Genomic DNA, 15,806 nt, shown 5'->3' on the forward strand with positions numbered 1-15,806 from the left:
GACTAGAATAATAACTTAACCCAAATTAAAATAGTAATAAGAGTATTTACATTAGTTTTTTTTATAAATTTAACTTAATTTTAGATAACATGACACTTTAATTAATAATTTTTTGGACAAATTTTATATTAAATTCTCTATTTTATTTTTTAAATTTATTAAATAATAATATTATTAAATAGCTAATGAGAGCTGTCTCTTCTAGTCGGCCGAAGAGCGAGCGATCATGGTTCTTCGCCCGTGTCCGGAGCCCGAAGGGGCTCTACCGGGAAAGCGGTGCGGCGATCTCCGCCCACACGACCTTGCCGTCGCCGGCAGAACGTGTCCCCCACCGGGACGCGATCAGGGAGACCAGTTCAAGGCCACGACCGCCCTCGTCGTCGAAGGCCGCGTGGCGACGTCGCGGCACCCGCGGGTCACAGTCGGCAACTTCCACGATCACTCGCGATCCGGTCCGACGCAGCCGGACGGACAGCGGGGAGCGGCCGTGCACCAACGCATTCGTGACGAGCTCCGACATCAGAAGGACCACGGAGTCGACCGTGTCGGGATCCACCGACCACAGCGTCAGCAGATCATGAGCGCGTCCGCGGGCCTCGCCGAGGCCCGCGGACCCCTCGGGAACCCCGATGTCGGCAAAGCGGGTCGCCCCGCCGGAGTCGGTGTCAGGCAGGCCGACCAGCAGCAGCGCGACATCGTCCTCGTGGCCCTCGTCCCGCCCGAGAGCCGCGAGCGCCTGGTCCGCCCGTTTCCCCAGCGAACCGTCCTGACGCGAAAGCACCGCGGCGAGATCCGAGACACCCGCGTCGATGTCGCGGTCCCGGCTTTCCACCAGCCCGTCGGTGAACAGCACGAGCAGAGCACCCCGGTGCAGACGGACCGTGTACTCCTTGACGTCGCCGCGGCCGAGACCGAGCGGGGTCCCGACCTCCATGTAGAGCCGGGACACCAGGCCGTCGGCCGCCACCACCAGCGGCGGCGGATGACCCGCGTTCGCAAGCGTCAGCAGGCCCGTGTGCGGCTCGACGACGCCGTAGATGCAGGTCGCGATCTGGCCTTCGTCGATCTCGCAGACAACGCTGTCCAGCAGCGTCAGCACCTCGTAGGGCGACAGGTCGAGCCGTGCGCACGTCCGTACGGCGGTCCGCAGCTGGCCCATCACCGCCGCGGCCCGGACTCCCCTGCCCATGACGTCACCGATGACCAGACCGACCCGACCCGCTCCGAGGTCGATGACGTCGAACCAGTCACCACCGACCTCGGTGTCCGCGACGCCGGGTACATAACGGGCGGCGACCTCAAGGCCTTCCGGCTCGACCACCGTCGGCGGCAGGAGGCTGCGCTGCAGGGTCAGCGCGGTGTCCCGGCTCCGGCGGTAGAGCTCGCCATGTTCCACCGCCACCGCCGCGCGCCCGGCAAGTTCCTCAAGGAACGCGACATCGGCCTCGGTGAACGGCGGGCGGTCCCCGGCCGCCATCAGGGTCACCACTCCGGCGACCTGCCCACGCAGGATCAACGGGACCGCGGCGAGGGTGTGCGCGCCCACGTGCCGCATCCACCGTGCCATGTCCGTGGACGACAACCAGGACGCGCCGCCCAGCGGGGCGATATGGCCGCGGCCGGTGAGCGCGGCGAGGTTGACCGGGCTGTCCTGCGGCCACTGGCCGGTCCGGGCCCGGGGCATCGGCAGCTGGGTGAGGCCGGCGCGGACGGAGGCGACGGCACGACGCAGAACCGGCCCGCTGATCGCCGTGACAGATCCATGGTCGTCGGCCTGACCGTCCGAACCGGACTCGACCAGGTAGACCGCGCATGAGTCGGCGAGCTCGCCCACGACGACGTCGGTGAGCGCGCGTAGCGCACGTTCCGGCTCGAGCGCACTCCCGACCGCCCCGGTCGCCCGTGCGAGCAGTTCGAGCCGCCGGCCGGCCTCCCGGGCGGCGGCCTCAGCCGTCCGGGCCATCTCCTCCGCCCGGCGGCTCGACTGGGCCTCGGCGAGAACCCGCTCGAACAGGGTTGCGCGTTCCAATGCCTGGGCGCACTGATCCGCGAGCGCGGTGAGGTAGGCGCGGTCCGCCGCGGAGAACTCGCGGGGAGCCGGGAAACCGAAGGCCAGCACGCCGAAGGGAGCATCGGTGGTCGCCAGTGGCAGAACCGCCCAGGCATGCTCATCGGTCTCGGCCAGGCTCGCGGTCAGATCCGGTATCGGCCACCGCTCAGCCAGTTCCTCCCTGCCGGAAAGGAACAACGGCCGACCGCCTCGAACCGTTTCCGCCGCCGGGTGGACCGCCCCGAGGCTGATGTCGGACCAGCTACGGACGAACAGCGGCGGGTAGCCGAGCAGCGACCGGAATCGCAGGCGGTCGTGGCCCTCGTCGACCAGGGCCACGCCCCGCCCGGCAACACCCAACGCCTGCTTCCCGGCGTCCAGCACCACCGCGGTGACCTCATCGACCGTCACCGCACGCGACAGTGCCGCGGTAACCAGGTGCAGGCGCTCGGTGCGCTCGGCCGCGTTCTGCGCGCGAGCCGCCAACGCACTACGGACCGTCTCAGCAGCGCGTACCTCGGTGACGTCCCGGCAGGTACCGATCCACTCGACCAGCTGGTCACCATCCGCGACGGGTAGTGCCCGGATGGCGAGTACCCGCTGCGTGCCGTCCATGCCTGCGATACGGAACTCTGCTTCGAAGGCGGTTCGCTGCTCGACCGCCCGCCACCAGGCCTGCGCGACCCGGTCCCGGTCCTCGGCGTGGACCGCGTCGAGCCAACCGACGCCAGCGATCTCCGAACGCCGCTGACCCGTGATCGCGCGCCACCGCGGCATGTCGACCTCAAGGGCGCCCCGCTCGCCTACGTGAAACACGTCCGCGTCCGCGGCCTCGGCCTCGGCGAGCGCGCGGTACCTGGCCTCGCTGCGGGCCAGTTCCAGGCGGGCGTCGCCAAGCCCGGTCACATCCGTGGCCACAAGGGCCGCGCCCAGCAGCGAGCCACGGGCGTCCGTCGCCGGATACCAGCTCACCGTCCAGGTCTGCGGCGGGTGCGGGCCACCGGTCGCGACACTCACCTCAAGATTGACCACGGGATCTCCGGTCGCCAGCACCCGGTGCAGCAATCGGTCCATCTCGTGGCCGATGTCACCCAGTAGCTCCGGCATGGTGCGACCGATGTGATCATCCGCCGATCGCCCGTTCAGCCGAGCCAGGACCTCATTGACCCGCAGGTAGCGCCCCTGGATGTCGTAGAAGGCAAATCCGACCGGCGCCTGGGTGAACATGGCCTCGAGCAGACCGATGGTTGACCCCAGCGAACCGGTCGCAGCACTCATGGCGATGCCGGCCGGATCAACTCCGCGCCCTTCTGTACCTTCCGTGAAATTTCCGTCACAGTCATCCGCCTCGCGGGCCCCACCCTCGTCGCTCCGGCCACGCGCCGACGCCGGCGGCGGTTGTCCGGACGGCTCCTCGAGGAACGGCGTTGTCATGGGAAAAGATTGTGACCGGTGGGGCAACGTTGTGCTCATCGCCCTACCCCTGACATTTCCGGACACCGACTCGACCTCATGCCCCACCCCCGGCCGTCCCCACGCTCGTGACATCCTCGACGCCGAGGGACGGTCGGGTCGGCTCGGCCGCGTACTTCGGGGCAGGCGCCCACAACTTTCGCGGCCCGGCATCCGCCCGTGGAAAGCCGCGACCCACCGCCACCTCCGCGGACAGCACCGTCACCGACGACCTCGACACGATGACCGGATGCAGCGTGAGAGAGGCAACGTCGGGCAGATCGTCGGCGAGTCGGGCCACGCGCATGAGAAGGAGCTCGAGGGCAGCCACATCGACCTTCTCCGCGCCCCGATAGCCGAACAGGAGCGGAGCCGCCCGCACCGACCGCACCAGTTTGGCCGCGTCGACGTCGGTGAGCGGCAGGATGTGATGCGCGCGGTCGCCCAGCAGGTCCGTGGCGGGTCCGGCCAGGCCGAACGACACCAGCGGCCCGTATCGCGGATGCTCGAGGGAACCGACCACCACCGCGATGCCGGCCGGGGCCATCCGCTGCACGACGAACGATCCGTCGGCACCGTCCTGCCCGAGATCACCCCGCCCGACACCGAGCTGGGTGGTCATCGACGACCAGGCCGCCCGCAGCGCCATCGGACCGGCCAGGTCAAGCCGCTGCCCGCCGAGCTCCGGCCGGTGCCGGTACGGGCGGATGCGCGCCTTGAGCGCCACCGGCCACCCGAGCCGTTCCGCGGCGAGAACCGCCTCGTCGGCGGAGCCGACCGTGATGAAGGGCTGCACGTCGATGCCGTAGCAGTCGAGCAGCTCGGCCGTTCGGGCGTCGTCGAGTGGGCCGCCACATCCGGCTAACAACGTCCGGGCCTCCTCGACCCGCCGGGCCAGGTCCGGCACCGAACCGGTCGGTTCCGCCCGCCACCGGGCGTAGGACACCGCCCGCACGAGTGCCGCCACAGCGCCTTCCGGCGAGGGGTAGCCCGGTACTGGCGCCAGTTCCGGCGGTACCTCGATACCCAGCACCGTTGCGAGGACGGGCACGTCGACCACCTGGGCCGCCGCCGCCACCGCCACCGCCACCGGACCGGGTTCGGACGGCGAGAGTCGCACCACCGTCGCGATCAGAGCGTCAGCACGGCCGGCAGCGTCGACCAGCGCCTCCGTGAACACCTCCGGCGCGGTGCCGCCGGGCAGCAGGATCCGTTCCACCTCCAGACCGGACGCCTCCGCCGCCTGGCAGGTCAGCCAGACCAGCGCCCGGGAATCGCCGACGACCGCGACCCGCCGGCCGGCCGGCAGCGGCTGTGAGGTGAGCAGCAGCGCCACGTCGAAGCCCTGGGAGATCCGATCGACCCGGATGACCCCGGTCTGTCGCAGCAACGCGTCGTCCAGCGTGGAGCGGCCGCTGGTGACGACCACCACCGGTGTGCGCCGCCCGACCCGCCGCGCGAGCCGAGCGAACTTCCGAGGGTTACCGAACGTCTCCACGTGCATGAAGACCACGTCGGTGGCCGGGTCCTCCTCCCAGTACTGCAGAAGGTCGTTGCCGCTCACGTCGACCCGGTCACCGGCCGAGACGAAACCGGACAGGCCCACCCCTCGCCCGGCCGCCGCGTCCAGCAGCGCCGCGCCGAGCGGACCGGACTGGGAATAACAACCGACCCGCCCCGGTGCGGGCATCCGGGGAGCCAACGACGCGTTCAGCCCGGTGGCGAGGTTCTGGATGCCCAGACTCGCCGGACCCACCACACGCATCCCGGACGCCCGAGCCGCGGCCGTCACCTCGATTTCCATCTGGTAGTCGCCCAGGTCCGTGAGGACCACCAGACCGCGCACGCCCTTGCGCCCGCACTGCTCGATGACCTCGGACACGTTCGGTGGCGGAACACACACCACGGCAAGGTCGACCGGGCCCTCGATGTCGGTGACCGAGGCGACCGCCCGCACGGACGCCACCGCTCCGGGAAACTCGGCCGCGGCGGGATTGACCGGATACACCGGTCCGGCGAACCCGCCTGCCAGCAGGTGACGCAGAACCGTGTGACCGACCGCGTCCCGGTCCCGGGACGCCCCGATCACGGCGATGGACCGCGGATGCAGCAGCCGGACGATCGATGCTGCCTCCGCGTGGTGCTCACGAGCGCGCATGACGTCCACCGAGGTCTTCGTCGGAGCGATCTCGAACGACAACCGGACCGCCCCGCTGTCCCACGCTCGTGACACGGTGTAGCCGGCGTCCAGGAAGACCCCGATCATCTGCCGGTTCTCGCCGAGCACGTCGGCATCGAAACGACGGATGCCGCGTTCCGCCGCCGCGGCGGCGAGATGTTCCAGCAGCACCGAACCGAGTCCACGACCCTGGTGCGCGTCCTCCACGAGGAAGGCGACCTCGGCCGCCGGCGCGGGGAACCGCGCCCCGGGCGGTGGGCTGTCCGGACCGGCCTGCCCCGGCTCCCCCGCCGGCTGTTGCCCGGGGACGCCCTCCCAGTGGGCGAAGGCCACGATCTCGTCTCCGATCAGGGCGACCAACGCGCCACGGACCCACTGGTCAACGACGGTCATCCGGTTGACGTCGGCGTCGGTCAGGGGCCCGCGCGCGCTGAAGAAGCGGAAGTAAATGCTGCGCGTCGACAGGCGCCCCCAGAACGCCCGCAGCCTGTCTCCATCCGCGGGTAGGACGGGCCGCAGGTGGGAGGTGCCCCCGTCCGCGAGGACGACATCGGCCTCCCAGCGTGCCGGGTACACCATCGCGGCGTCGCCCTCCACCTGCATGATCCGTCCCGGGCAGGCCGGGTCACTCATCGGTCGCCAAGGGGGTCGAGACCGTGCAGCGGCAGGATCTCCCGCCGGGTGGCCGCGACGGCCCGGTCCAGCGGGTCGTCCGGATCGCCCTCCCCGGCGTCCCAGGTATGGAAACCGATGTCGGCGCCGTCACCGAAACGGCCCGGCGGGAGATCGTCGCCAGCTGTTGACCCGGTGGCGTCCCGAACCCGCTCGGCGGCGGCACGGCGCCAGTCGTCCGGCACCGGCCGTGAACAGTCCAACGGCATATGGCAGGCGACTGCCAGCAGATGCGTCCAGGCACGTGGCACCACCGACGCGAGCGCGTACCCGCCGCCTCCGCAGGCGACCCATCGTCCGGCGCACACCTCATGTGCCAGATCGTGCAGGGCTTGGTAGGACGCGCGCTGTCCCTCGACCGACAGTGTCAGGTCCGCAAGGGGGTCAAGGTAGTGGGTATCACACCCGTTCTGGGTGATCAGAATCTCAGGCCGGAACTCACGCAGCAGCACCGGGACCACACCACTGAACGCCCGCAGCCAGCCTTCATCGCCTGTGGACGGCGGCAGCGCCACGTTGACCGACGTCCCGGTCGCCTCCCCCACGCCCGACTCCTCCGGGAAACCGGTGCCGGGAAACAGGGTCCGGCCGGACTGGTGCAACGAGATCGTCAGCACCCGCGGGTCGTCGTAGAAGGCTGCCTGGACCCCGTCGCCGTGATGGACATCCACGTCGACATAGGCCACCCGGGACGCACCGTTGCCCAGCAACCAGGCGATCGCCACCGCGGGGTCGTTGTAGATGCAGAACCCGCTGGCCGCGCGACGCATGGCATGGTGCAGTCCGCCGGCCAGGCTCACGCCATGGCCGTACTGTCGCGTCCACACGGCCTGCGTCGCCGCCAACGTTGCTCCGGTCACGCGGGCGGCCGCCTCATGCATGGACGCGAAGACCGGATTGTCCGGCGTCCCGAGGCCGAACGCGACAGCCAGCCGGCGGGTGGCCGACTCCGGCAGGTGTCGCACCGCCTGCACGTAGGCAGGGTCGTGCACGAGCTCGATCAACTCGTCGGAGGCAAGGCCTGCCGGGCGGACGATCACGTCTGGCCCGTTCAGCACGCCGGCGCGCATGGCCAGGTCCATGGTCAGCTCAAGGCGGACCGGGTGCAGGGGGTGAGTCCGCCCGAAATCGTAGTGGACCAGCTCGGCATCCCACACGACAAGGGTGGGCGGCCCGGACCGGTCCTTGTCGGCCGAAGCGTCCGGCCGCGTGGAACCGCCCATGGGCTGACACTAGCCGGGCGAGGGTCCCACACCCATTCAAAACTCGACAGACGGCAAGGCCGAATCGGTCAGGTCGGCACAACCCATGACAACAGTCGCACGTGGTGATGTTTTCAGTGCCGTCCTGGCGTTCGGGCGGGCATCGCGGAGTCCGGGATTCGTTAGGGTCTGAGTCCGTGGCTGTTGGACACGGTAACGAACACGGGGTTGCGCCGGATGCCGGGCCGAAGGCGGACACCAGGGGGCACCCGTTGTGGGCGCCATCGCCAGAACGGGTCCGCAACGCTGGGGTCACCGCCTACCTCTCCTGGCTGGCGGCTGAGCACGGCCGGCACCTGGCCGACGCCGAAGCACTGTGGCGCTGGTCGGTGGAGGACCTGGAGGGGTTCTGGAACTCGATCTGGGACTTCTGCGCGATCGAAGGTGAGCGTGGGGACGGACCCGCGCTCGCGGACGCCCGAATGCCGGGCGCCCGGTGGTTTCCAACCGCCCGCGTGAACTACGCCGAAAACGCCCTCACCCGGCATGGCCCGGCCCCCGCGGTGATCGCGGTTCGCGAGGACGCCACCACCGCAGTGGTGTCCTGGGACGAGTTGCGCCGTGACGTGGCTGCGGCAGCGGCGGGCCTGCGGCGTCTGGGGGTGAACCCCGGCGACCGAGTCTGTGCGGTACTGCCGAACTGTGTCCACGCTGTTGTGGCGATGCTCGCGGCGACGGCGATCGGGGCTGTCTGGTCGTCCTGCTCTCCGGATTTCGGGCCCACCGGTCTTGCCGACCGGTTCGCCCAGATCTCCCCGACCGTGCTCATCGGTGTCGATGGATACACCTTCGGCGGGAAGTCGTTCGACACGCTCGGTGCGCTCGCCAGGGTGGCCGAGCGGATACCTGGGCTCCGCGCGACTGTCGTGGTCCCGTATCTGGCCACCGACGCGCTCGAACGTGCCCATGCCGCCCACCTGCCGGCAGTCCTGTCCTGGGAGGACCTGCTCGCCGGCTGCGACGACCCCGTCCCGGCCTTCCACCGGGTCCCGTTCGACGCACCGCTGTGGATCCTGTACTCCTCGGGTTCGACCGGGCCGCCCAGGCCGATCGTGCAGGGGCACGGCGGCATCCTGCTGGAGCACCTCAAGTCACTGGTGCTCCATCTCGACCTCGGCCCCGACGACCGCTTCCTGTGGGTGACGAACACCGGCTGGATGATGTGGAACCTGCTGGTTTCCGGCCTGCTTGCCGGCACGACCGTGGTGCTCTACGACGGGAGCCCGAAGTCTCCGGATCCGGGTGCCCTGTGGCGGCTGGCCGAGGCAGCCCGGGTCACCTGCTTCGGGGCAAGCCCCGGGTTCTTCAGCGAGTGCGCGCAGGCGGGCCGCATCCCCCGCGCGGAAGCGGACCTGTCGGCGATACGCACCGTCGGTTCCACCGGTTCACCACTGAGCCCGGACTGCTCAGCGTGGGTGTATGAGGCTGTCGGCTCCGACCTGATGCTCTCGTCGATCAGCGGTGGGACGGAGATATGCACAGCACTCACGCTGGGCATGCCCACCCTGCCCGTGTACGCCGGTGAGATGGGGATGCGCGGGCTCGGCTGCGCGGTAGCCACTTTCGACGACGACGGCAAGGAGATCATCGATGAGGTCGGTGAGCTCGTGGTCACCTCGCCCATGCCCTCCATGCCGGTCTTCCTATGGGGCGACGAGGACGGCTCCCTCATGCATGCGTCCTACTTCTCCACCTACGAGGGCGTGTGGCGGCACGGCGACTGGGCCCGCCTCACACCCCGCGGATCCATGCTCATATATGGCCGCTCCGACGCGACCCTGAACCGCGGCGGCGTCCGGATCGGTACCGCCGAGGTGTACCAGGTGCTCGAGAGGTCCACCGACGTGACGGACAGCCTGATCATCGACACGTCGACCGCCGACCTGCCCGGCGAACTTGTGCTGTACGTCACTCTGGTGGACGGGGAGGTGCTCGACGACTCCGTCATCCAGACTCTGCGGACCACGATCCGTAACGAGCTGAGCCCACGTCACGTGCCGGATCGGATCGAACAGATCGCCGAGGTTCCCCACACCCACAACGGCAAAAAACTGGAAGTGCCGGTCAAGCGCCTGCTCATGGGCGAGCCGCTGGAGCAGGCGGTCAGCTTGGGCGCGGTCGCCAATCCCGAGGCGCTGCTGCCGTTCATCCAGTCCGGGACACGCTGAGTACAGGCCGTCAACCGACGGCCCCGGCCCGGATACGCGAGATCCCCTGCCCGGTGGCCGGACAGGGGATCTCACCACCACGACGTGCTCCTAGTCGAGGAACTCGCGCAGCCTGCTCGCGACCGCCGGCTTGCGCAGCTCACGCAGGGTGTCGCGCTCGATCTGGCGGATCCGCTCACGAGTCAGCCCGAGGCGGTTACCCACCTCGGCGAGCGTGTGCTGCTTACCGTCGGCAAGACCGAACCGCAGCCGCATAACCTCACGCTCACGCGGCGTAAGCCCACTCAGCACGCCCTCGATCTCGTCCTGCATGGCGCCGTACGAGGCCGCGTCCGCAGGAGAGGTCGCATCCGCGTCCTCGATGAAGTCCCCGAGAACGGAGTCACCGTCATCACCGACCGTGGTCTCCAGGCTGACCGTGTCCTGGGCGTACCGGCGCAGTTCGACAACCTGCTCGATCGGCATGTCAAGTTCCAGCGCCAGTTCCTCGTCGGTCGGCTCGCGACCGAGCGTGGAGACGAGCTGGCGCTGCAATCGAGTGATCTTGTTGATCTGCTCGACGACATGGACGGGGATCCGGATGGTCCTTGCCTGGTCGGCAAGTGCCCGACCGATAGCCTGCCTGATCCACCAGGTGGCATAGGTCGAGAACTTGTAACCCTTGGCATAGTCGAACTTCTCGACCGCGCGGATCAGGCCGAGATTGCCCTCCTGTACCAGGTCGAGCAGGGTCATACCGCGGCCGCTGTACTTCTTGGCGACCGAGACGACCAGGCGCAGGTTCGCCGAGACCAGCTGCTGTTTGGCAGCGTGCCCGTCCCGGACCAGAGCCTGCAAATCCTGCCGCAGGTCCCCAGCCAGGTCGGTATCGGTGTCCAGCTTGTACTCGGCGAACAGGCCGGCCTCGACCCGCTTGGACAGCTCAACCTCCTGCGCGGCGTTGAGCAGCGGAACCTTACCGATCTCGCGCAGGTACATTCGCACGAGGTCGGCGGTGCCGGCATGCTCGGAGGACACGCGGGCGGCAGGCGCTCCACCAGGCTGCTCCTCCTCGTCGTCGAGAACCTCGACGCCGAGAGTGGTCAACCGGGCAATCAGGACGGGAAGTAGTTCAAGACCGAGGTCAGCGGTCTCCAGCGCTTCGCGGAGCTCGGTCCGGCTGAGTTCGCCGGACTCTCGTCCACGCGCGACTAGCTCGGCGACCTGAGTAACGTCGAGTTCGTCGGTATCATCGGGCACGGCGGCCAGACCGCGGCTGGGCGCAGTGCGTGCAGGAGTGGATGACCGGCGGGTGCGTCGTGTGCTCGTGGCACGCGTACGCGGCTCGTCGGCGCGCTCGTGAAGTTCCAGGGCAGGCAGCGTCATCAGTAGCAGATCCGAAGGTCGGTGCGGGTGGCGGGTCTTGTTGCTGGCACGTATGGGCAACGTCTGGGGACGTCTCTCCCATTCCGTGTTCAGACACAACCGGACGTAAGCGATCGCCGGGTCTACGAAGCAGTGTAGACCCTCGCCCTCGGGACGCCGCACCCGCTGTCGCGAAGACTACCCCGCAGATCGGTCGGTGTGGCACGAATAACTAACAATCTCTTCGGCGGTCCACATCCGCGGGTCGACTCCAAGCCTAGTCCCGACAGACCATCAACATGACCACAACGGTGGCAGCATAACGTAATGGTCGTCACGCAGTGCCACTTAGACAGCCGCTGCGTGACCATGTCATTACTATAGGTATCCCCAGGGCGGTCCGAGGAGTGACGCGCGGGGTCCGGTCGCGGTTACCCTCGCACGATGTCCGTGCCGGCCCCGTCCTCCGATGTGCTCGCCCAGCTCCGGATATCCGCCCTACGGGTACTTGCGGACAACGATCTGGGTGACGCGACGAAACCATCGTCGACGCTGTATCCCCACCAGTGGTTGTGGGACAGCTGTTTCATCGCCGTGGGACTGCGTCATGTCGACCCCGAACGGGCCTGCAGGGAGATCCTGTCGTTGTTTCGGGGCCAGTGGCCGAACGGCATGATCCCCCACGTCATCTTCTCCGGCTCCGGGGAATATCACGCCGGGCCGGACAGATGGCGCTGCGACCTCGTGACCACCACCCCGGGTCGGGTACAGACGACCGGCGTCACCCAGCCACCGATGATCGCCGAGGCTGTGGTCCGCGTCGGTGAGATGCTTGCCCCGGCGCGCCGCCGCGAGTTCTACCGTGCCGTCTACCCGGGCCTTGTCCGGTACCACTCGTGGCTGTACTCCGAACGCGACCCGGACGACACCGGTCTGATATCGCTCGTTCACTCCTGGGAGTCGGGCATGGACAACACCCCGACCTGGATGGAGCTGACGCGCCGCGGGGCACCCATCCCGCTGAGACTCGTCCGCTGGTTCAACGGGGACGGCGCGCTCGACGTGCTGCGCCGGGACACCAAGGAGGTCCCGGCCGGACAACGACTGTCCGCGACCGATCTGTTCACCCTTTACCACCTGGTCGGGGAACTGCGCGACGCCCGGTATGACTTCGGGCGGATTCGGACGACCCGCATCCCGCTCGTCCAGGACGTCGCCTTCAACGCGATTCTCATCCGCGCCAACCACCACCTGCGTGACATCGCCGGCGGAATCGGCCAGGATCTTCCAGCCCACCTTGATCGTGCGGCACGCCGGACCGCCGCCGCGTTCGCCACCCTGTTCGACGACGGTATGTACTGGAGTCGTGACGCACGTTCCGGCCAGCTGATCCGCAGGCCGACGATCGCCGGGTTCCTCGCCCTGTACGCAGGTGTCGTACCCGCGGCCGGTGTCACCGACCTCGTCGCCCGGATGACCGCGCCGCGGTTCTGGCCGGCCCACGGCATCGCGAGTGTCCCGACCGACGACCCGAGCTTTCAACCACGCTGCTACTGGCAGGGGCCGGTGTGGGTGAACATGAACTGGCTGATCGCCGACGGTCTCGACCGTGCCGGTGCGGCCGAGCTCGCCGAACGGCTCCGCGCCGACACGGTGAACATGATCGCCGGCGCCGGCGGGCTGTACGAGTACTACTCGCCACTCGACGGCGCAGGGGTCGGCAGCAACCACTTCTCCTGGACGGCCGCGCTGCTCATCGACCTTCTCGAGCAGCGCGACGCCTGAACTTCTCCGTGGCCCGGCGCCAACCTGGACCCCGACAGCGCTAGGAACAACCGCTGGTGGAACCGCACTGCTCGCACACGTAGCAGCTGCCGGCCGGGCGCATGGTGACCCCGCAGGTGAAGCACAGGGGCGCGTCCACCACGTTCTGCGCCGCCAGCAGCTCCACGGGGAACCCGGCCGCCGCCGACGCAACCGCCGCCTCGGCCGCGTCAGGCGCACCGATCACGTCCGCCGAGCCGGACCCGCCGTACTGGCCGGTCACCTGGCGCGCCCGTTCCCGCGCGCTGAGCACGCCGAGCTCCGCCCGGGTCTCCTCGGGCAGGTAGTCCAGGGCCAGGCGGCGGAAAAGGTAGTCCATCACCGACTGAGCTATCCGTACGTCTGGGTCGTCGGTCATGCCGGCCGGTTCGAAACGCATGTTGATGAACTTGCGGACGTAGGTCTCGAGGGGGACACCGTACTGGAGCGCGATCGATATCGCGATGGAGAACGCGTCCATGACACCGGACAGGGTCGAACCCTGCTTGGACATCTTGACGAAGACCTCGCCAAGACCGTCATCGGGGTAGGACCCCGCGGTCATGTACCCCTCGGCCCCGCCGACGGAGAACGACACCGTCTGCGACGGCCGGATCTTCGGTAGGCGGCGACGGACCGGTCGGTATTCCTCCGGCTGCGCCGTGGCCGCCGCGGACAGGGCCGTGTCAAGGTCCGCGGCGGCTTTCGCGGACCTCTTCGCGCCTCGTAGGTCCGACAGCGGCTGACCGACCTTGCAGTTGTCCCGGTAGATCGCCAGGGCCTTGATGCCGAGGCGCCAGCCTTCCAGGTAGATCTGTTCGACATCCTCGACGGTTGCCGAGGCCGGCATGTTGACGGTCTTCGAAATGGCCCCGGACAGGAACGGCTGGACCGCCGCCATCATCCGGATATGGCCCATCGGGCTGATCGCACGTTCGCCGATCGCGCAGTCGAAGACCTCGTAGTGCTCACGGCGCAGGCCCGGCGCGTCGATGACGTGACCATGCTCCCCGATGTACTCGACGATCGCCTCGATGGTCTCCTCGGCGTAGCCGAGCGCACGCAGCGCGCCAGGAACCGTCTGGTTGACGATCCGCATGCTGGAGCCGCCGACCATCTTCTTCATCTTCACCAATGCAAGATCGGGTTCGATGCCGGTGGTGTCGCAGTCCATCGCCAGGCCGATCGTGCCTGTCGGGGCAAGCAGACTGACCTGCGCGTTGCGCCACCCGTGCTTGTCCCCGACGGCCTGCGCACGCTCCCACTCACGGGCGGCGACGGCAAGCACCCGGGCGTCGTCGGTCCCGACCGTGCGGACCGTGTCCGTCGCCGCGGAATGTTTGCGGATCACCCTGCGATGGGCATCGGCGTTACGCGCGAAGCCGTCATAGGCCCCGACGGTCGCGGCAAGCTCCGCCGAGCGCCGGTAGGCCGTACCGGTCATCAGCGAGGTGATGGCCGCGCCCATTGCCCGTCCGCCCTCGGAGTCGTATGCGCGACCGGTGGCCATCAGCAGCGCGCCGAGGTTCGCGTAGCCGATGCCGAGCTGGCGGTACATCCGGGTTACCCGGGTGATCTCCGGGGTCGGGAAGTCCGCGAAACAGATCGAGATGTCCATCGCGGTAATGATCAGTTCGACGGCCGCCACGAACGCATCGGCATCGAAGCTCAGATCCTCACGCAGGAACCGCATCAGGTTGAGCGAGGCAAGGTTGCAGCTGGAGTTGTCCAGGTGCACATATTCGCTGCACGGATTGCTGGCACTGATCCGACCGGACTCCGGGCAGGTGTGCCAGTCGTTGATCGTGTCGTCGTACTGGATCCCGGGGTCCGCGCAGTCCCACGCCGCCTGTGCGATCGTGCGGAACAGGGACCGGGCCTGGATCGTCTCGACCGTCCGCCCGTCAAGCCTGGCCCGCAGATCGAAGTCGATGCCGTCGACGACCGCCCGCATGAACTCGTCGGTCACCCGGACGGAGTTGTTGGCGTTCTGGTATTGCACCGAGACGATGTCCCGGCCGCCGAGGTCCATGTCGAAACCGGCATCCCGCAGTGCACGGATCTTGCTCTCCTCGCGGGCCTTGGTCTCGACGAAGTCGACGATGTCGGGGTGGTCGACATCAAGCACGACCATCTTCGCGGCTCGTCGGGTAGCGCCACCCGACTTGATCGTGCCGGCCGATGCGTCGGCACCGCGCATGAAGCTCACCGGGCCGGATGCGGTACCACCCGAGGACAGCAGTTCCTTGGACGAGCGGATGCGTGACAGGTTCAGCCCCGCGCCGGACCCGCCCTTGAAGATCAGCCCCTCCTCCCGGTACCAGTTGAGGATCGACTCCATCGTGTCGTCGACGGCAAGGATGAAACAGGCCGAGACCTGTTGCGGGGCGGAGGTGCCGACGTTGAACCACACCGGGCTGTTGAAGCTGAACACCTGGTGCAGCAGCATCCAGGTCAACTCATGCTCGAAGATCTCGGAGTCCGTCTCCGACGCGAAGTACCCGTTCTCGCGCCCGGCTGCCGCATAGGCGCGCACCACCCGGTCGATGAGCTGGCGCAGGGACCACTCGCGGGCCGTGCTGCCCAGCGCGCCGCGGAAGTACTTGCTCGTGACGATGTTCGTGGCGTTCGCCGACCAGAAGTCGGGGAACTCCACACCACGCTGCTCGAAGTTGACCGAGCCGTCCCGCCAGTTGGTCATGACGACATCGCGTGCTTCCCAGGTGACCTCGTCGTAGGGATGCACGCCGGGCGAGGTGTTGACCCGTCTCACCTTCAGGCCGGTGGCCTTGCCTGCGGACTTGCTCGACTTCGTCCCGCGGGTCTCGGTCATGGCGCTCCTCGTCTGGTGCCCTCGGACCTCCGCCGACGCGAAA

At 68.2% G+C, this 15,806-nt stretch carries 7 protein-coding genes; 2 read left to right on the forward strand and 5 right to left on the reverse strand.

Features of this window, described 5'->3' with window-relative positions:
• Nucleotides 1–262: 262 nt before the first annotated feature.
• The 3 genes from NBW77_RS08365 to NBW77_RS08375 form a co-directional block, all read right to left on the reverse strand.
• Nucleotides 263–3,484 (reverse strand): SpoIIE family protein phosphatase, encoded by a 3,222-nt coding sequence (locus tag NBW77_RS08365; protein WP_250279520.1) that lies wholly within the window; start codon nt 3,482–3,484, stop codon nt 263–265.
• 76 nt (nt 3,485–3,560) lie between these two features.
• A complete protein-coding gene (locus NBW77_RS08370) occupies nt 3,561–6,284 on the reverse strand; it encodes a bifunctional acetate--CoA ligase family protein/GNAT family N-acetyltransferase (protein ID WP_250279521.1) in 2,724 nt (907 codons plus the stop codon).
• A 26-nt stretch (nt 6,285–6,310) separates the two neighbouring features.
• Nucleotides 6,311–7,576: an acetoin utilization protein AcuC gene (locus NBW77_RS08375; RefSeq protein WP_131747859.1), complete on the reverse strand. Its 1,266-nt coding sequence runs from the start codon at nt 7,574–7,576 to the stop codon at nt 6,311–6,313.
• 176 nt (nt 7,577–7,752) lie between these two features.
• Here NBW77_RS08375 and NBW77_RS08380 point away from each other — a divergent pair, with 176 nt between their 5' ends.
• Nucleotides 7,753–9,783, forward strand: coding sequence for an acetoacetate--CoA ligase (locus tag NBW77_RS08380; protein WP_242606014.1), 2,031 nt, complete (start codon nt 7,753–7,755; stop codon nt 9,781–9,783).
• 90 nt (nt 9,784–9,873) lie between these two features.
• Here NBW77_RS08380 and NBW77_RS08385 read toward each other — a convergent pair whose 3' ends face one another.
• Nucleotides 9,874–11,148: an RNA polymerase sigma factor gene (locus tag NBW77_RS08385; protein WP_131747863.1), complete on the reverse strand. Its 1,275-nt coding sequence runs from the start codon at nt 11,146–11,148 to the stop codon at nt 9,874–9,876.
• Between the two features lie 423 nt (nt 11,149–11,571).
• On the opposite strand from NBW77_RS08385, the gene NBW77_RS08390 reads away from it, so the two are divergent.
• Nucleotides 11,572–12,912 (forward strand): amylo-alpha-1,6-glucosidase, encoded by a 1,341-nt coding sequence (locus NBW77_RS08390; RefSeq protein ID WP_131747865.1) that lies wholly within the window; start codon nt 11,572–11,574, stop codon nt 12,910–12,912.
• 40 nt (nt 12,913–12,952) lie between these two features.
• Here the strand turns inward: NBW77_RS08390 and NBW77_RS08395 are convergent, their stop codons facing one another.
• Nucleotides 12,953–15,763, reverse strand: a complete 2,811-nt coding sequence (locus tag NBW77_RS08395) for a vitamin B12-dependent ribonucleotide reductase (protein ID WP_250279522.1) — start codon at nt 15,761–15,763, stop codon at nt 12,953–12,955.
• Nucleotides 15,764–15,806: the final 43 nt, after the last annotated feature.

The organism is Frankia sp. Cppng1_Ct_nod (genome assembly GCF_920656135.1).
Classification (GTDB): Bacteria; Actinomycetota; Actinomycetes; order Frankiales; family Frankiaceae; genus Protofrankia; species Protofrankia meridionalis.

Bases quoted from the DNA above. Each gene is read 5' to 3' on its own strand.
- NBW77_RS08390 (WP_131747865.1), top strand. From the start codon at position 11,572: ATGTCCGTGCCGGCCCCGTCCTCCGATGTGCTCGCCCAGCTCCGGATA.
- NBW77_RS08385 (WP_131747863.1), bottom strand. From the start codon at position 11,148: ATGACGCTGCCTGCCCTGGAACTTCACGAGCGCGCCGACGAGCCGCGT.
- NBW77_RS08365 (WP_250279520.1), bottom strand. From the start codon at position 3,484: ATGACAACGCCGTTCCTCGAGGAGCCGTCCGGACAACCGCCGCCGGCG.
- NBW77_RS08375 (WP_131747859.1), bottom strand. From the start codon at position 7,576: ATGGGCGGTTCCACGCGGCCGGACGCTTCGGCCGACAAGGACCGGTCC.
- NBW77_RS08395 (WP_250279522.1), bottom strand. From the start codon at position 15,763: ATGACCGAGACCCGCGGGACGAAGTCGAGCAAGTCCGCAGGCAAGGCC.
- NBW77_RS08370 (WP_250279521.1), bottom strand. From the start codon at position 6,284: ATGCAGGTGGAGGGCGACGCCGCGATGGTGTACCCGGCACGCTGGGAG.